This is a genomic window from Paraburkholderia sp. SOS3, assembly GCF_001922345.1.
GTDB lineage: Bacteria > Pseudomonadota > Gammaproteobacteria > Burkholderiales > Burkholderiaceae > Paraburkholderia.
Map to the genome: position 1 here is coordinate 1,172,401 of NZ_CP018812.1, position 16,971 is coordinate 1,189,371.

14 protein-coding genes are annotated in these 16,971 nt (G+C 62.0%); 9 read left to right on the plus strand and 5 right to left on the minus strand.

Translation table 11 applies throughout. The features are described 5' to 3' along the window. Positions 1-6 precede the first annotated feature (6 nt). A complete protein-coding gene (locus BTO02_RS25255) occupies positions 7-1,491 on the plus strand; it encodes an efflux transporter outer membrane subunit (protein WP_075161366.1) in 1,485 nt (494 codons plus the stop codon). A gap of 23 nt (positions 1,492-1,514) precedes the next feature. Here BTO02_RS25255 and BTO02_RS25260 read toward each other — a convergent pair whose 3' ends face one another. Then, positions 1,515-2,381: a LysR family transcriptional regulator gene (locus BTO02_RS25260; RefSeq protein WP_075159905.1), complete on the minus strand. Its 867-nt coding sequence runs from the start codon at positions 2,379-2,381 to the stop codon at positions 1,515-1,517. A 200-nt stretch (positions 2,382-2,581) separates the two neighbouring features. Between BTO02_RS25260 and BTO02_RS25265 the strand changes: the two genes are divergently transcribed. Then, on the plus strand, positions 2,582-3,406 hold the full coding sequence (locus tag BTO02_RS25265) for a DMT family transporter (RefSeq protein WP_232243665.1): 825 nt from the start codon (positions 2,582-2,584) through the stop codon (positions 3,404-3,406). A gap of 266 nt (positions 3,407-3,672) precedes the next feature. Continuing rightward, a complete protein-coding gene (locus BTO02_RS25270; RefSeq protein WP_075159906.1) occupies positions 3,673-4,287 on the plus strand; it encodes a LysE family translocator in 615 nt (204 codons plus the stop codon). On the opposite strand, the gene bla is transcribed toward BTO02_RS25270, so the two are convergent. Continuing rightward, the gene (gene bla / locus BTO02_RS25275) at positions 4,284-5,192 is read right to left on the minus strand and encodes a class A beta-lactamase (protein ID WP_075159907.1); all 909 of its coding nucleotides are present in this window, start codon (positions 5,190-5,192) and stop codon (positions 4,284-4,286) included. The genes BTO02_RS25270 and bla overlap by 4 nt on opposite strands. A 221-nt stretch (positions 5,193-5,413) precedes the next feature. On the opposite strand from bla, the gene BTO02_RS25280 reads away from it, so the two are divergent. Continuing rightward, a complete protein-coding gene (locus tag BTO02_RS25280) occupies positions 5,414-6,841 on the plus strand; it encodes a cytochrome P450 (RefSeq protein ID WP_075161368.1) in 1,428 nt (475 codons plus the stop codon). Between the two features lie 385 nt (positions 6,842-7,226). Continuing rightward, entirely contained in the window at positions 7,227-8,372 is a 1,146-nt protein-coding gene (locus tag BTO02_RS25285; RefSeq protein WP_075159908.1) for a porin, read from the plus strand. Between the two features lie 49 nt (positions 8,373-8,421). Here the strand turns inward: BTO02_RS25285 and BTO02_RS25290 are convergent, their stop codons facing one another. After that, positions 8,422-9,462: an AraC family transcriptional regulator gene (locus BTO02_RS25290; protein WP_156883981.1), complete on the minus strand. Its 1,041-nt coding sequence runs from the start codon at positions 9,460-9,462 to the stop codon at positions 8,422-8,424. A gap of 208 nt (positions 9,463-9,670) precedes the next feature. Here BTO02_RS25290 and BTO02_RS25295 point away from each other — a divergent pair, with 208 nt between their 5' ends. The 4 genes from BTO02_RS25295 to BTO02_RS25310 all read left to right on the plus strand — a co-directional run bounded on the left by BTO02_RS25295 (position 9,671) and on the right by BTO02_RS25310 (position 13,767). Further along, complete coding sequence (locus BTO02_RS25295) at positions 9,671-11,209, plus strand: FAD/NAD(P)-binding protein (protein ID WP_075159910.1); 1,539 nt, start codon at positions 9,671-9,673, stop codon at positions 11,207-11,209. Between the two features lie 138 nt (positions 11,210-11,347). Beyond that, entirely contained in the window at positions 11,348-12,079 is a 732-nt protein-coding gene (locus BTO02_RS25300) for a PIG-L deacetylase family protein (RefSeq protein WP_075159911.1), read from the plus strand. Further along, positions 12,076-12,771 carry a 4-carboxy-4-hydroxy-2-oxoadipate aldolase/oxaloacetate decarboxylase gene (locus tag BTO02_RS25305; RefSeq protein WP_075159912.1) on the plus strand — a complete coding sequence of 232 codons (696 nt, stop codon included), beginning with the start codon at positions 12,076-12,078 and terminating at the stop codon, positions 12,769-12,771. Before BTO02_RS25300 ends, BTO02_RS25305 begins: the two co-directional genes overlap by 4 nt. Positions 12,772-12,855: 84 nt before the next feature. Next, positions 12,856-13,767, plus strand: a complete 912-nt coding sequence (locus BTO02_RS25310; protein ID WP_232243667.1) for an NAD(P)-dependent oxidoreductase — start codon at positions 12,856-12,858, stop codon at positions 13,765-13,767. Here BTO02_RS25310 and BTO02_RS25315 read toward each other — a convergent pair. Together BTO02_RS25315 and BTO02_RS25320 are read right to left on the minus strand one after the other, a co-directional pair. Continuing rightward, on the minus strand, positions 13,764-15,053 hold the full coding sequence (locus tag BTO02_RS25315) for a LysR family transcriptional regulator (RefSeq protein ID WP_075159913.1): 1,290 nt from the start codon (positions 15,051-15,053) through the stop codon (positions 13,764-13,766). The genes BTO02_RS25310 and BTO02_RS25315 overlap by 4 nt on opposite strands. Positions 15,054-15,129: 76 nt before the next feature. Continuing rightward, entirely contained in the window at positions 15,130-16,890 is a 1,761-nt protein-coding gene (locus BTO02_RS25320; protein WP_075159914.1) for a SulP family inorganic anion transporter, read from the minus strand. Between the last annotated feature and the right edge of the window lie 81 nt (positions 16,891-16,971).

Sequence of the window (16,971 nt, forward strand, 5' to 3'; positions counted from 1 at the left end):
CCCATCATGACGTTCAACCGTCCTTCGTGTTCTGTACGCGCGCGCGCCGCGCTTTTGCCGGTGCTTCTGTTTGCGCTTTTATCGTCAGGCTGCACGGTCGGCCCCGACTATCGCGGTGCGCCGGCCGTCGCGCAAGATTCGACGAGCAACAAGACGTTCGTGCGTGCACCGAACTCCGGCACGACCGCCGCCTCCGCGCCTCCGAACCAGTGGTGGCTCGCATTCGACGATCCACAGCTGAACGAACTCATCGCGGCCGCTTTTGCGCATAGTCCGGACGTGCATATCGCGCAGGCGCGCTTACGCGAATCGCGTGCACAGCTCGATCAGCAACATGCCAACGAGTTGCCGAAACTGTCGGCGAATGCGGCCGCGCTGCGCACGCGCGAGCCGGATCTGAGCGCCTTCACGAATGGCAATAACGGCGGCAATGGCAATTCATCGTCGTCGGGGCGGGGCCCGTTGCAGTTCTATACGGCTGGCTTCGACGCGTCGTGGGAAATCGATCTGTTCGGCGGCACGCGGCGCGCGATCGAAGCGGCATCGACGAATGCGCAGGCCGTCGACGCCGATCTTGCCGATACGCAGGTGTCGCTCGCGGCCGAGGTCGCACGCACTTATATCGAACTGCGTGACGAGCAGACGCGTCTTGAACTCGCGCAGCGTCAGGCGCAGACCGAGCAGAAAATCTTGACGCTCACGCAGCAGCGCCGTGCGCGCGGCACGGCTGCGGACGTCGATGTCGAACGTCTGACGACGCAGGTCGAGAACACGCGCGCCACGCTGAGTCCGCTCGACGCGCAAGTGACCGATTCGCTCGATCGTCTCGCGGTGCTGACTGGCCGCGCGCCCGGCGCACTCGACGAACAGCTCGGCGCCACGCGGCCGCTGCCGGCATTGCCTGAGACGGTCGCGATCAGCGATCCGTCGGCGCTGTTGCAGCAACGCCCCGATATTCGCGCTGCGGAGCGGCGGCTCGCGTCGAGCAATGCGCAGATCGGCGAACATATTGCCGATTTTTTTCCGAAGGTCACGCTGCTTGGCGATATCGGCTTTAGCGCCAGCGACCCGGGCCATTTGATACGCAAAAGCAATTTCAGCTGGGTGGCCGTACCGTATCTGCAATGGGATGTATTCGATTTCGGCCGCACGCTGGGCAGTGTGCATGCAGCCGAGGCATCGCGCGACGAGGCCGAAGCCCAATATACGAAGACCGTGCTCGAGGCGCTGCAGGACGCGAATTCGTCTCTTTCGCGCTATGGGCATCAACGCGAGCATGTCGTCACGTTGCAGAAGGTGGAAGCGTCGGCCACTCACTCGGCGGTACTGATGCGGCAGCGCTATACCGCGGGTGTATCGACATTGATCGATCTGCTCGACACGCAGCGCCAGGAATTCAGCGCGCAGCAGAATGTCGTCGCGGGGCAAGCCGAATTGCTGAAGGATTTTGTGTCGTTGCAGAAAAGCCTGGGGCTTGGCTGGCAGCTTTAAATGCGCTAGGCGCGCTGTGCGCTTCAATGCGCGCCTTTGCCGAGCGCAAGCACGATCTGCTCATGCATCGCATCGACGGCTTGCGAGCGCACTGACTTCTTGCCCCGTACCAGCGCGACATCGAGCTCGGGCAGATCGGGCAAGCCATGCCGCGCATCGAGAATCTTCAGCGTGGGCGGCACGCTGCAGCGTGTGAGCACGGCGATTGCCATGCCGCTGGCGGCTGCCGCATGCTGGCCCGCGACGTTCGGGCTGTGATACACGATGCGATAGTTGCGTTTCTGGGCAGCAAGCGCCGATAGTGCAATGGCGCGCGGCAGACTGCCGGCTTCGTGCACGGCAATCGGCAGCGGGTCGCGACGCCACGCTTCGTGTTGTTCATCGCCCACCCACACCAGACCTTCGCGGAACAGCAGCGTGCCGCGCTCGGGATGATCGCGTGTGACGACGGCGAGCTCGAGTTCGCTGCGATCGACCTTCGGGATCAGTACGGTGGACTGCTCGCACACGAGCGTGACCTCGATGTTCGGATAGCGCGTCGAAAACTGACGCAGCACGGGCGTCAAATAGGCCATCGCGTAGTCGTCGGGTACGCCTAGGCGAATGCGGCCCGTGATATGGGCGCCATGAATGGCGGCCAATGCTTCCGCTTGCAATTCGAGCATGCGGCGTGCGTACACGAGCAAATCCGCGCCGACGGGCGTCAGCGACACGTGCTTCGAATCGCGGGAAAGCAGCGGTTTGCCCACCACCTCTTCGAGTTTCTTGATTTGCATGCTCACCGCGGATTGAGAACGGTAGACGAGCCGCGCGGCGGCAGTGAGCGAGCCGGTGTCGACGGCTGCCACGAATGCGCGCAGCCAGTCCGTCTGGAGGTCTTTGGGTAACATCGCGTCTATTCGATTTTCGAAGGATTAAACCAATATAAATTCGCTTTTGCGATGTCGTCAATGCGCACAGAATGCGCTGCATGAAAACTTCGACATCAACATCGACGTCCGGCGTAATAAGTACGGAGCAAGGCACCGGCGCGCAACGCGCTGCCGGCCATGAGCGAGGCGGTACCGTTTTGATGGTGCTGGGCGGTGTCATGCTCGGCACCATCGGTATCTTTATCGAGGAGGCGGCGCAGGATCCGTTCACGACCGTTCTATTCCGATGCTTCTTCGGCTGCCTTGCGCTATCGCTTTGGGGCGTTGCGCAAGGGCGTCTTGCGGAGCTGCGGCTGAGCGGGCGCGCATTGGGCTGCGCCGTAGGGGCGGGGCTGCTGATGGTCGTGAACTGGGGGCTCTTTTTTGCGGCCATTCCGCGCACGTCGATTGCGGTATCGACCGTGATTTTCCATGTGCAGCCGTTCTGGGTCATCGCGATGGGCGCGTGGCTGTTGCGCGAAAGAATTTCGACGCAACGCGCGGTTGCGACGGTCGTCGCACTCGTCGGACTCGTGCTGGCGACGGGCGTGTTGAATCGCTCCGATCAGCCGGATGGCGGCGTATCGGCGGACTATTGGAGCGGCGTGGCGATGTGCCTCGTCGGCTCAGTCGCTTACGCGGGCGTCACGATGATCGCGAGGATGGCGACGCAGGCCAGCTCTTTCGCGCTCGCATGGTGGCAATGTCTGATCGGCATGTTGGCGACAGGCTGGTGGCCGATGCTGCATGGTCTGCCGCATTGGGGCGCTACCTGGGGATGGCTTGCGGGTATCGGGGTGATTCATACGGGCCTTGCCTATGTCGTGCTCTATGCGGGCATGAGCCGATTGAAGACCGGCAATATCGCGGTGCTGCAATTCGTTTATCCGTTGACCGCGATTCTGGTGGATAGGATGGTGTATGGACACGCGCTTGGTTCGACCCAGATCCTCGGCGTGTGCGTGATGGCGGCGACGTTGTGGTGTGTCAGACGGATGCGTTGACGGGGGAGTGCGTGTCGGGTGGCGCGCGATCGGCGTTTCGTCTCGACTGATACTCGATGATCCGCATCAAGCACGCATGGTCGACGGGGCTCCTGCTCGAGCCGTTCGATCGTTGCGTCCGTAGCTGTTTGCGTGTTGCCTGAGAGACCGTGCAAGCGGAGAAGCCCAACGCGCGATATATACTTCGCGGCGGCGTGCGACTGCAGAGCAGTCACGATGCCCTTGGCAGAGCATTCAGACCAACGCGAACGATAAACTCAAAGAGCATGATTCCGCTATCCAGCCTGTACACCTGCCTGTGTGCCGTGTTTCTTGTGCTTGTGATGCCTGGCCCGACCAACACGCTACTCGCGGCGGCGGGCCTCGAGCATGGCTTTCGCCGTGCGTTCAGGTTGACGGTAGCCGAATGTTGCGGATATCTGATCGCGATCTCGTTCTGGGGCATGTTTCTGCTCGAACTCGCGCGAGCAGTGTCCTGGTTGCAGTGGGCAGCGCGTCTTGTAAGCGCGGTCTATATCGCGTGGCTTGCGATTCGCATGTGGAGCGCGACGCTCGACCTCGCGGGCGGGCAGCGGAGAACCGTGGATATGCGGACGCTTTTTGTCGCGACGCTATTGAATCCGAAGGCGATCCTGTTTGGCGGAACGCTGTTTCCTGCGGCGGCGTTTGCCAGTGTGGCGGGCTACCTGGAAGTGATGGGAGCGTTCGTTGCGTTGCTTTTTCCGATCGGCTCGTTATGGGTGGCAGTGGGCGCGCAGTTGGGAAAGGGGCGACTTGCATGGTTTAAGCCGGTATATGTGCTGCGGAGTGCGGCTATCGTGCTTGGCGCGTTTTCGGTGACGGTAGCGTGGTCGGCGCTACTGCCCACAGCTAGCCACTAGCCGCGCCATCGGGCAAGCGCCGCTCCGACGGAAGCGATCGTCGCATTCTGGTGCTTTCCGTCGATCCGATCGCCGGTCAGATAGATCGATATGAAAAGCGGGCGGCTTCCTTCCGACGGCCAGACGACTGCGACGTCGTTTGTCGTTCCGCGTTCGCCTGCGCCGGTCTTATCCCCGACTCGCCATTCGCGCGGCAGTCCCGCGCGCAGTCTCGACCCGCCGGTTTTATTGCCGATGAGCCATCCGCTTAGACGGTCTCGCGACTCTCGCTGTAGCGCATTGCCCGTTACGAGGTCGCGGAGATTCGACAGCATGGCGGCCGGTGACGTCGTATCGCGCGGATCATCGGGAAGCGCCTCGTTCAGTTCAGGTTCGGTCCGATCGAGACGCGTCACCGTATCGCCGAGCGAGCGCGCATAGGCGGTGAGCGCTTTGGGTCCGCCGATGCTTGTCAGCATGAGATTGCCCGCCGTGTTGTCGCTATAAGTCATGGCGGCTTCGCATATTTCCGCGAGTGTCATGCTCTCCGGAGCCGACCTGTTCTGCGTAACCGGAGAATTCACCACCACATCGCTCGCCGCGAAACGAATGCGGCGGTCCAATCGATCGTCGCCGCGGTCGATCCGGGAAAGCACTGCGGCGGCGGCTAATAGCTTGAATGTGCTGCACATCGGAAACCGCTCGTCCGCTCGGTAACCCGCGCTTTTACCGGTCTGCGAGTCGAGTACCGCTACGCCCAGACGGCCTCCGCGCTCGGCTTCGATGTTCCGCAGGGCAGTCGATAGCGCATCGGATGCGGCTTTGTCGTTTTGGGCAAGCGCCCTTGCCATCGGGCAAAACATCAGGAAAGAACACATACTTGAAACAGCCAGAGCCGCTTTTGCAAAACTGCGACGATCAGTCATCCCACGTTCTCCACGATCAGGAACGCTACTGTCTCCGGGCGAGGCGCGATCGACAAGCAACGAAAAATCGCGAGAGCCAATAGTTAAACCTGGCCTTCGATGCGCAGCGGGGCAAGTAAGCGCTTCGCTCAGGTCAAGGCTTGGAAAACGCTGACGCGATTGGCTAAAGTATTTTTCAAGGCCGTCTCCCTCGTATGGCGGCATGCGAAGCGGAGGAAACTATGGCCGACCTTCAATTCGATGCGCCCCCGACCCTTCGCACCGTTGCAGATCTGCCATGCCCGCGAGGCGTACCGCTTCTAGGCAATCTCTTCCAGATGGCGCCGGCGAAGCTGCACCTGACGTTGGAGCAATGGGCGAGGCAATTCGGTTCGCCATACCGCGTTCAACTCGGCACGATTCCGGTCACCGTGTGGACTCAGGCCGATTTGTTCCAGACCGTCATGCGCGAGCGTCCGCATCTGTATCGACGATTTGCGCCGATGGAATCCGTTATGGCGGAACTGGGCGGGAACGGCGTATTTTCGGCGGAAGGCGCGGCATGGGAGCCGCAGCGCCGGCTCGTGATGCGCGCGCTTTCCTTTCCCAACGTCAAGAGCTTCTTTCCTACTCTGGCCGCTATTACCGGCCGATTTCTCGTTCGCCTTCAGGACGCCGCGAAAGAGCGCAGAACGCTCGAAATGACGAAGGAGCTCAAGCGCTACACCGTCGATGTGACGAGTACGCTCGCCTTCGGTGAAGACCCGCATACGCTCGAACGGGAGCGAGGCGTCATCCAGGAGCAGCTGGCGCTGGTTCCGCCCGCGCTCATGCGGCGCGTCACCGCGCTCTTTCCCTACTGGCACTATTTCACGCTTCCCGAGGACCGGCGACTCGCGCGGGCCATGGTGGAGGTGCACGGCTATATCCGTCAGATGATCGAGCGCACGCGCGAGCGCATGCACGAGTCTCCCGATGCGCCGCCGCGCAATCTGCTCGAAGCGATGCTCGCCGCGCGCAACGAGCCCGATTCAACGGTAACCGACGAGCAGATCTCGGCGAATGTTCTAACGCTGCTCGTCGCGGGAGAGGATACGACGGCCAATGCCATTGCCTGGGCACTGATGTACGTTGCGGCGGACGACCGCCTGCAACAGCGGCTGTTCGAACAATCGCGTGCGGTGTTCGGCGAAGCCGGAATCTGTCCGGACTACGACGCGTTAAAGCATCTCGACCTGTGCGAGGCCGTGTGCAACGAAGCGCTCAGATTGCGCCCCGTCGCCGCGATACAGACTTTCGAGCCGCTAAGCGACGTGCAGATCGGCGGCGTGGCCATACCAACTGGAACACGCATGCTGTTTCTCACGCGTCCTGCCATGCTCGACCCGCTGAACTTCGCGCATCCGGAAAGGTTCGACCCCGACCGCTGGAGGCACCCGCGAGATCCATCGGAAGGCGCGCACGAACTGAAGGCGTATCTGACGTTCGGCGCCGGCCCACGGGTATGTCCGGGCCGTTATCTCGCCGCGGTCGAAATGAGGCTCGTCCTGTCGATGATGTTGAGGCACTTCGAAATCGAACTCGCAATCGACCCGGCGAAGATCGAGGAAGTGTCTGCATTCACGATGGTGCCGAACACCATGCCGGTGCGGCTCAAGCCACGCAGCTGATCGACGCGCAGACCTGCCTTCGTCATCGCGCTTTCTTTCAACGGCCCGCGTGACGCAGCTTGACGAATTCGGAGCGGCAACCTCACGGTTTTCGCCTTCACGGCAACCGCGCATCACCGTTCATGAGCGCGCCCGGGCTATATCGGTACGGAAAATCCAGTCTGTCGTGTCTGGTATTCATAACATTGCGAAAACAATGTTATGAAATCGTGTCCAATGTAGTTCGGGAAACTAACTACATACAGTCTTTAGGGATGCTTTTTCAACAAAAAAGGGCATCTGTGTAGCGCCGGCGCAGGCGCGAAAGATAAATTACAGCCCAATGTCGTGATAAGCCGGCTCAACCGAACCGGTTTTCGACCTTCTATTACATGAGAGGAGAGAGATGAAGCGGGGTCTGTATTTTATTGCCTGTTCAGGTATGTGCGCCGCCCAGTTCGCGCACGCGCAAAGTTCTGTGACGCTGTATGGCCTGCTGGACGCAGGCCTCCAATACACGAATAACGTGGGCAAGGGCGGATCGCTGTTTCGACAGACCACCGGCAATGTGAATGGCAGCCGCTTTGGTTTGCGAGGTAAAGAAGATCTTGGCGGCGGCCTTGGTGCGATTTTCGTGCTCGAAGGCGGATTCAACATTAACAACGGCAAGTCGGCTCAGGATGGGCGATTGTTCGGTCGTCAGGCATTCGTCGGGCTGAACAGCACGAAATACGGTACCGTTACGCTCGGCCGTCAATACGACGCGCTGACCGATACGCTGATTCCGCTTTCGGCCACCTCGATCAACTTCGGCGATACCGCGTTCGCTCACCCGTTCGACAACGACGACATGATTCACTCATATCGTTTGAGCAACACAGTGAAGTATACGAGCCTTGTTTATTCCGGTTTGAAGTTCGAAGCGCAGTACGCGTTCTCCAATAGCACGGACTTTGCAGTGAATCGTGCTTACAGCGCCGGCCTGGCATACAGCAAGGGTCCGCTAAACGCCGGCATCGCTTACTTTCAACTGAACGGCACGAAGAACACCACGATCAATAGCCCCGGCGCGCTCGATGTCAACGAAACGCAGGCGAATAACACTGCTGGCTTCGTGCTCGGCGCGGATGTGCAGCGGATCGCCGGCGCAGGCGTGAGCTACGAGATCGGCAAGGCGACGCTCGGCTTCGTCTATACGCACACGCAGTTCCAGGGCTCGACGTCATTCGGTTCGCAGAATGGAACCGTACGCTTCGACAACTACGAACTGAATGGCAAGTACCAGGTGTTGCCGCAACTAACGTTCGGTGCCGAATATGTCTTCACGAACGGCCATGTGACGAAAACCTCGACGTTCGGGTCGTCGCCGAAGTGGAATCAGATCGGTCTGCAAACGGTGTACAGCCTCTCCAAGCGTACCGATGTCTATCTCGAAGGCGTGTATCAGCACGTCAGCGGCCACAATTTCAGCGCGTTCATCTACAACTCCGGCGGGGCTTCGTCGACCGGCAATCAGATTGTCGGCATGATGGGGATGCGCGCGCGCTTCTGACGGCGCGCGGCGGCGCGTTACCGGTCGACACGCGCACGCATGAGCGGCATCAGTCAGAGTCAGGAACCTGAAACGCGTCGCGATACTGACCGGGCGTCACGCCCATAATTGCCTTGAACGTGCGGGTCAGGTGCGCCTGATCCGCAAAGCCGGTCGCGATGGCGATGTCGGCAAGCGGATGCTGCGAGCGCAACAGCCGGCACGCCGCACGGATGCGCGACTGCGTTTGATAAGCATGCGGCGTAAGTCCGACCGACTGCTGAAACGCACGCAGAAGCCGGAACGGCGGCACGCCCGATGTAGCGGCCAATGCGTCCAGCGTAACCTTGTCATCGAGATTTTCGATCAGATAGCCGCGCGCGAGTTCGACGGCACGCGGTTCGCGTTCGCGCGCGGGCAGCGTGACCGCGGTTTCCGAATGCTGCAGCAGTAGTCTCGCGATCAGCGTGACCAGCCACGATTGACGTTCGAGTGAGGACGCATCGTGCTCGGAGCGTCTGTGCAATTCCAGCAGCTCGCCGGCGGCGGCGGGATCGTCGAACGTCGGTCCAAGAAATGCGACGCTCGATGCCGGCGAGTATCTCCGCAAATCCTCGGCGGTGCTTTGCACCATGTGCGCAGAAAGGTGGATGGTTCTGCAGCGCCAGCCTGCGCCGGTTACCGGTGTGCCGCAGTGCGCTTCCTCCGCGTTGATCAGCGTGAAAGAGCCTGCTTTGGCGATGCCCTGACGCGAGCGAGTGCGCAGGTCGATCGCGCCTTCCAGCACCAGACCGAGGCTGATTTCCTCATGAGAGTGCCACGGATACGTGTGGCGAACATAAGTACCCTTGAGCATCTCCGCGTCATGCAGATCCGTCATCCGCCAAACCTTGACGCTGCTGTCGTGCGACATCTGTGCCTCGAAATCAGATTCTCGATGCGCCCCCCGACGCAAAGCGAGGGTCCGCAAAGCAAGACCATACCGAATATTTGCCGTTTTTGCCCGGCGCGCTGACGCAGCGACGTTTTCCGGAGCGAACGTGCGCCGTTTGGGGCATACCGGCGCGTGACCGCGGCGCCGGGCGATTCCTGCACCCCCTTCCTGCACCACGCGTCGCTTTCTCAGCTTACCGGGCTGCGCAGCGCTTGGTCTTGAAGAATCTTGCAACCGGGCGTGGCGCCCGGTGGCACCGCTGCGCGGCTGCAGGATTCTTCAAGATGCGGTACCGAGCGCCGGATATCGTTCGTCCTGCATGAAAGCAGGAAGCACGGAAACGATGGCAGCAGGCCGGTGATCGGTAAAACAGGACTTCGATACGATGAAGCGGGACGAAAATAGTGTGGCTCTGGTTGGCGGCGGCGCCGCATGCGTGGCAACGTTCATTGCGCTGGTCAAACGGCGCGCGGCGAAGACGATTTACGTAATAGCGCCCGGCGAGATCGGCCCCGGCATGGTTTTCGGAAGCCTTGACGATGACCTGTTATGCAATACGTCGGCGGAAATCATGTCGGTCATCGCCGATGCCCCGCAGGACTTTCTGCTGTATCTGCGTCAAACCGGGCGATCGATCGATCCGGAAGCGTTCGTGCCGCGCTCGTCGGTCGGCGCCTATCTCGCGGAACGTTTCCGCCACTTCGGCGATATCGCGCGCCGACGCGGCATCAAACTCGTTCACCTGCCGTATCGTTTTCGTTCCGTGCGTGTTCTCGATGCAGGCGGCCACGAACTGAAGCTCGAGAGCGGCGATGCGTCGTATTCGCTCGTCGCGACCGACGTCGTTTTCTGCACGGGCTTTGGCGCGCCCCGCATTCCCGGTCCGCTGAAGCCGTACATCGGACATCCGCGTCTGATCGACAGCCCGTATCCGGAAGCCGACATGTTGCGCCGGGTGCCGGGGCAATCGCGCGTGCTGGTGATCGGCAGCAAACTGTCGGCCGTCGATGCGGCGATTCTGCTGTGCCGCCAGGACTGCAAGGTGTCGATGGTCTCGCCGTCGGGTGCGCTGCCTGCGGTGCGCAGCCGGTCCGTCAGAAACACGCGGTTTCGCCTCGACCGCGCGTGGCTCGAATCGCTTTTCACGCGGTGGACGCCAGGCAGCGACGCGTCGTATCCGAAGGGCTTGAGGCATGCCTACCTGAAGTATCTCGCGTACCACATGTCGACCCTGGGCGGACCTTCGTGGCGCGAGCAGTTCAGCACGGCACACGCCTATGCCGAGCGGTTGCGCGACCAGATCCGTCTCGCGGAACGCGGCCAGTGCCAATGGCAGGACTTGCTGGTCGACCTCGTAGAGACGATCAATGCGATCTACGCCGGAACGCGGTTTCCGTTTCGCGGCGCAATGCACCCTGCGATGGCCGAACGCGTCGACCCGTATCTTACGGCGCTCGCGTTGCCGAACGCTAAGAAGTTGCTCAGCCTGATAGACGACGGGTTGTTGTCCGTCTGCAAGGGCAAGCTGCTCGATGTCGTTGCTCCGCCCGACAAGGCCGTGCCATGGTGCGTGAATTTCGGCGAGGGTTTTCAGCGATTCGATGCGATTGTCGTTACCGCCGGATTTCATGCGCCACGCCTCGTGAAAAACGAGGCAGGTGAAATGGAAATCGAAGCGCGCGGCGGGCGCCACGAAGAGACGGTGGCGCTATCGCAGCGATTGAACGCGGAGCCGACCCGCGCGGCCGGCGCGGGCAACCTCTGGTTTGTCGGGCCGCCCGCTCATTCGCGCGTGCCGATTTCGAGCGCGCTATTTGCCAACGCATCGGTAGCCGCGCGCGTGGCGGACAATCTTGCATCGGACCACGGTGCCGCGATGTTCGACGAATACTGTCCTCAAGACGCGCCGTGCAGCGATGCGTGATTTGCCTTCAAGACGGTTTCAATAAACAGAATAGATAGCCAACGAGGGTTCTTCGCGTACCCTTCGCCGGCGCGCGGCTCCTAGAATCGTCAGCGTTGGATCTCGCTTTTTCGAATAAATCAACGGACAGGGCTGCAGATGGCGGAGAACAAATCGATGCTGGTCGTCAGCGCGCATAGCGCTGACTTTGTGTGGCGGGCAGGCGGTGCGATCGCGCTGCATAAGAAAAACGGTTATCGCGTCAAGGTAGTGTGCCTGTCGTTCGGCGAGCGCGGCGAGTCCGCCAAGCTGTGGCGAAAAGAAGGCATGACGCTCGACAAGGTCAAGGCGTCGCGCCGCGAGGAAGCGGAACTTGCCGCCGACGTGCTGGGCGCGGAAGTCGAATTCTTCGATCTCGGCGACTACCCGTTGCGCGTATCGGACGAAGCGCTGTTGCGCCTCGTCGACGTCTATCGCGACGTTCAGCCGGCTTTCGTGCTGAGCCATTCGCTCAAGGATCCGTATAACTTCGATCATCCGCTCGCGATGCACGTCGCTCAGGAAGCGCGCATCATTGCGCAGGCCGAAGGCCACAACCCGGGCCAGAAGATTGTTGGCGCGCCCCCCGTCTACGCATTCGAGCCGCACCAGACCGAGCAGTGCGAGTGGTCGCCGAACACGTTCCTCGATATCACTGAAGTATGGGACGTAAAGCGCAAGGCAATCGAATGCATGGCAGGACAGGAGCATCTGTGGGAGTACTACACCCGCGTCGCGCTGCAGCGCGGCGTGCAGGCCAAGCGCAATATCGGCATCACCGCGAAGCGCAACATCGAATACGCGGAAGGGTATCAGCGCGTCACGCCGAGCGTGGTCGGAGATCTGTCATGAAGCGCGGCGTCGTCGTAACGCGCATTTCGCGCGCTGATCCGGCCGCGGTCGAAGTGCTGAAGAACGCCGGCAGCGCGACCGTTCATGAAGCGCAGAGCCGTCTCGGGCTGCTCGCCACTTATATGCGGCCCATCTATGCGGGCGCATCGATTGCAGGCTCCGCGGTGACGGTACTGATTCCGCCGGCCGACAACTGGATGATCCACGTGGCCGTCGAGCAATGCCAGCAAGGCGATGTGCTCGTCGTCGCGCCCACGTCCCCGTGCGATGACGGCTATTTCGGCGAACTGCTCGCCACCTCGCTCGCTGCACGCGGCGTGCGCGGTCTGATTATCGACGCGGGCTGCCGGGACGTGCGTGCGCTGAAGGAGATGGACTTCCCGGTCTGGTCGAAGGCGATCTCGTCGCAGGGCACGGTGAAGGAAACGATCGGCTCGGTCAACGTGCCGGTGGTGTGCGCGCAGCAACTCGTGCGTCCCGGCGACGTGATCGTGGCCGACGACGACGGCATTGTCGTGGTCCCGCTCGAGACGGTCGCCGCGGTTGCCGAAGCGGCAAAGGCGCGTCTCGTGAAAGAGGAAAAGACGCGCAGCGTGCTCGCCACGGGCCAGCTCGGCCTCGACTACTACGGTATGCGCGACAAGCTCGCGGCCAAGGGCCTCGTCTACGTCGAATCGGCCGACGACCTTTAACGCAGCCACGTTGCCTCGCATTGTCGTTCGAGATACGGGCGAACGCTAAAGCGCTCGCCCGACATGAAAGAAGGAGACACTTCGATGCACGATGCAGCGAGTATGACGGCAATCGCAAGCGTAGCGTTCATCGGCTTTGGTGAAGCGGGCGGTATTCTCGGCGCGGCGCTCGCGAACAAAGGCGTGCAGGTGTCGATGTACGACCGCCTGCTCGACGCTGACCACCCGCATGCCGAGGCCATGCGCGACAAGGCGCGTAAAGCCGGTGTGCGCGCGGCGCCGGATCCGGCGCAGGCGTTGGCCGGCGTGCAATTGATAGTGTCCGCGGTGACGGCTGCTTCGGATATCGAAGTAGCCGAAGCAGTGAGCCGCCGCATCGCGCGGGACCAGACGTATCTCGACATCAACTCGGTATCCCCGCATACGAAGCTGCACGGGCAGCACTGCATCGAAGCGGCGGGCGCACGCTATGTGGAAGCCGCGGTGATGGCGCCAGTGCCGCCGTATGGACTGAAAGTGCCGATGCTGCTCGGCGGCACGACGGCCGAAGCGCTTGCGCCGCAACTGCAGGCACTCGGCTTCAATGCGCAAGCCGTATCGGCGAAGGTCGGCGTCGCGTCGGCCGCGAAGATGTGCCGCAGCGTGATGATCAAGGGCATCGAGGCGCTATCCGTCGAGTGTCTCGCGGCGGCGCGGCATTACGGCGCAGAGGAAATCGTGCTGGCGTCGCTGAAAGAGACCTTCGGCAAGATGCAAAACGATGCTGATGTGCCCGGCTATCTGATCAGCCGGGTTGCCGAACACGGGCGCCGGCGCGCGGAAGAAATGCGCGAAGTCGCGCAGACGCTGCGCGACGCAGAACTCGACCCGCTAATGAGCGAGGCGTGCGCGAAACTGCAAGACGGCGTGGCGAACGCCATGCAAACGCGCGGCACGCGTTACGAGGACGTCGTGCCGTTTGTCTGGCGGGACTTTCTGGACCTGCTTGCGCGCTAGGCGACCGCACGCCTCGATGCAAGCGGATTGAATTGCGCAACGACCTCGCGAATCGCATCGATCAGCTTGCGCGCGGCCGGCGACGGTTCGGCGAACGCACGCATCGTCAAGCCGATATCGCGCTCGGTGTCCGGCATCGGCACGTCGAGCACCGCGAGCTGGCCCAGTTCGCATTCGTACTGCATCTGGTGCGCGGACAGCGCGGCCACCATATCCGATTGCAGCAACAGGCCGCGGATCATCGCAAGATCGGCGGTTTCGACCGCGGGTACGGGTGGCGCGAGTCGGCTGCGCTCGAACAGCGCGTCGAGAATCGCGCGGCTCGGCGAATGGCTGCGCGGCAATACCCATTGCATGTCGGTCAGCTGTTCGAGCTTCAGATTGCGCACGCTCGCGAGCGGATGACCGGGCCGCGCCAGCACTGCCATCGGTTCGGACATCAGCGCCTCCGTGACGAGGCCGCTTGCCGGATCGGGCTCGCGCACCGCGCCGAGAATAAAGTCGATGTCGCCCGCACGCAGGCCTACGGCGAGTGTTTCATAGGCGCTTTCGTCGGTAATGACGCGCACGCCCGGATAGGCCTTGCTCAGATGAGCGACCGCGGCGGGCAGGATCAGCGTGCGCGCGAGCGGCAGCGCGCCGACGAGCACATGCCCGCGAATCGTGCCCTGCAATGCCGCAACGTCATCGGGCACATGGCGCAATTCGTTTAATGCGCGACGTACGTGAAGCACGAAGATTTCGCCATCGGGCGTGGGCTGCAGGCCGCGCGCGCTGCGGTGAAACAGTTCGAAGCCCGCGCCTGTTTCGAGCACACGGATCGCGCTGCTGACCGCGGGCTGGCTGATGCCGAGCGCGCGTGCGGCGCTCGGCATATGCCGGTGGCGTGCGAGTTCGACGAGCAGTTGCAGACGCCGCGTATTGAGCAGCGACGACGGCACGCCGCGCGGCCCGTTCAGGCGCCTGTCCTGCTGACGCGTCGCGCACCATGCGGCCAGCGTTTCCAGTTCGCCGAATACACGCTGGGCACGCTCGAGCACCGTGCGTCCGGTCGGTGTGGGCAGCATGCCCGACGGATGCCGCACGAACAGCGACACGCCGAGCGCACCCTCGAGTTCGTGAATCGAGCGCGTGACGGCCGACTGCGCGCGGTACAGCGTCTCGGCCGCACGCATCGCGCTGCCGAGCTGCGCGACGCGAACGAACACGAGCAGATGCGCGAGATTGAGCAGCTCGCGCGTTGCGTGCGTATCGGTGACGGGCGGGCGAGGGCGGTTGGGGGTCATGGCGCACAGTGGACGAGTGGCGGTCAATGATACGCGACGCGTTCGGCGCTTTGTCGCGAAACGGGCGGTCGCGGCGTTACCTGCGTGCTTCCTTGTCGCTCGTGTGGGTCTCCTTTTTGCCCAGGTGGTAGTCGACGGCGCTGTTTATAGTCGGATGAAATCGCTCGGCGCCGACGAGCTCCATCAATTCGAAGCGTTTGAGCTTGTCGCGAACGGGGTCCTTCATTTCGGCGAAATGCAAGGTGATCCCGCGCTCGTTCAGTACGCGAATCAACTCGAGCAACATATCGGCCGACGTCACGTCCACGCTCGTAACCGGTTCGGCTGCCACGACGATCCTGCGCACGGGCGTCGGCGATTCATCGACGGCTTGTAGCAGGCGCTCCTGAAATAGCTCCGAGTTCGCGAAAAACAACGGGGCGTCCCAGCGAAACAGCAGCAATCCCGGAATGCGCGCGGCATTCGGGTAGCGCTCGATGTCATGGAAGCCGCGCACGTCGTCGACGTGGCCGAGGACCGCAAAGTGAGGCCGCCAGCCATCCCACAGAAACTCGACGACGGCGATGGCGACCGCGATGCAGATGCCCGTAATGGCGCCAAAGACCGCCACGCCGACGAAGCACACGACGGAAAGCCAGAACTCCCACTCCTGGATGCGATAGATCCGCCTGAGGTCCGCGATTTCGAAGAGGCCAATAGCAGCCGCGATAACGACGGCGGCCAGCGCGCTGTTAGGCACGGAACGCATCAGGTTCGGCGCGGCGATCAGCAGCACGGCGACCGCGAGCGCACCTGCCACGCCGGCCAATTGCGTTCTGGCACCCGCGGCTTCGGCCACCGGCGTGCGCGAAGAGCTGCTGCTGATCGGAAACCCCTGAAATAGACCCGCCGCCAGGTTGGCGGCACCGAGGCCCACCATTTCCTGGTTAGGGTCGACGCGGCTCCGGGTTCGCGCCGCAAAGGTTCGCGACAGCACGCTCGTATCGGCAAACGATATAAGCGCGACGGCGCAGCCACCGACGACGATTCTGGTCAGATCGGCTCCGTTCGCCCAGGGCAAGACAAAGGACGGCAGACCTTGAGGAATCTTGCCGAGCACCTTGACGCCGAGGCTGTCGAGGCCGAACGCGCTCACGCATAGCGTCGCGAGCACGACCGCGATCAGAATGCCCGGCACCTTTTCAAAGCGTTTGAGCAGGAGGATCAACGCAAGGCTGCCTGTGCCTACCGCGAAGCTATACCAGTTCGTTTTGCCGTCGGCGATGCCTATAGCAAGGCTTAAGAGATCCCTTAATGGGCCGCTCTCATCGATCTCGATAGCGAAGAGCTTAGGCAACTGGCTGATCAGGACGGCAATCGCGATACCGTTCATATAGCCGTACCGGATCGGTTTAGATAGCAGCTCGGTGATAAAGCCGAGACGCAGTACGCCCATGGCAATGCAGAATATACCGGAGACGATCGCCATCATGCTCGCGACGGCGATTGCTCGCGACGGATCGCCGCTAGCCATCGTCGCGACGACAGCGAGAATCGGCGCGGCAAGGGCGGAATCCGGGCCGAGCACGAGAATGCGGCTGGGTCCGAAGACAGCATAGGCAAGCAACGGAACGACGGTCGCGTAGAGGCCGTATACGCCGGGTACACCCGAAGCCTCTGCGTAGGCAATGCCGACCGGCACCAGCATGGTGGTCAGGACAAGACCGGCGGCGATGTCTTTCGGCAGCTGGCTCGCCTGGTATTCCCTTAGCATCGTGACGCCGGGCAGCCAACGCAACCACCCGTGAGCGTTCCTGCCAGACCGTTTGGATTCGGAGAGGGATGTATCGGATTGCATGGAGCGATCGCGTGAGATCGAACCGGCCTCACGTACGGATGGTTGGAAGCTGTGCCGCCTGGCGCTTCGATAACGCCTAGA

Bases quoted from the DNA above. Each gene is read 5' to 3' on its own strand.
- BTO02_RS25255 (WP_075161366.1), top strand. From the start codon at position 7: ATGACGTTCAACCGTCCTTCGTGTTCTGTACGCGCGCGCGCCGCGCTT.
- BTO02_RS25260 (WP_075159905.1), bottom strand. From the start codon at position 2,381: ATGTTACCCAAAGACCTCCAGACGGACTGGCTGCGCGCATTCGTGGCA.
- BTO02_RS25265 (WP_232243665.1), top strand. From the start codon at position 2,582: ATGCTCGGCACCATCGGTATCTTTATCGAGGAGGCGGCGCAGGATCCG.
- BTO02_RS25270 (WP_075159906.1), top strand. From the start codon at position 3,673: ATGATTCCGCTATCCAGCCTGTACACCTGCCTGTGTGCCGTGTTTCTT.
- bla (WP_075159907.1), bottom strand. From the start codon at position 5,192: ATGACTGATCGTCGCAGTTTTGCAAAAGCGGCTCTGGCTGTTTCAAGT.
- BTO02_RS25280 (WP_075161368.1), top strand. From the start codon at position 5,414: ATGGCCGACCTTCAATTCGATGCGCCCCCGACCCTTCGCACCGTTGCA.
- BTO02_RS25285 (WP_075159908.1), top strand. From the start codon at position 7,227: ATGAAGCGGGGTCTGTATTTTATTGCCTGTTCAGGTATGTGCGCCGCC.
- BTO02_RS25295 (WP_075159910.1), top strand. From the start codon at position 9,671: ATGAAGCGGGACGAAAATAGTGTGGCTCTGGTTGGCGGCGGCGCCGCA.
- BTO02_RS25300 (WP_075159911.1), top strand. From the start codon at position 11,348: ATGGCGGAGAACAAATCGATGCTGGTCGTCAGCGCGCATAGCGCTGAC.
- BTO02_RS25305 (WP_075159912.1), top strand. From the start codon at position 12,076: ATGAAGCGCGGCGTCGTCGTAACGCGCATTTCGCGCGCTGATCCGGCC.
- BTO02_RS25310 (WP_232243667.1), top strand. From the start codon at position 12,856: ATGCACGATGCAGCGAGTATGACGGCAATCGCAAGCGTAGCGTTCATC.
- BTO02_RS25315 (WP_075159913.1), bottom strand. From the start codon at position 15,053: ATGACCCCCAACCGCCCTCGCCCGCCCGTCACCGATACGCACGCAACG.
- BTO02_RS25320 (WP_075159914.1), bottom strand. From the start codon at position 16,890: ATGCAATCCGATACATCCCTCTCCGAATCCAAACGGTCTGGCAGGAAC.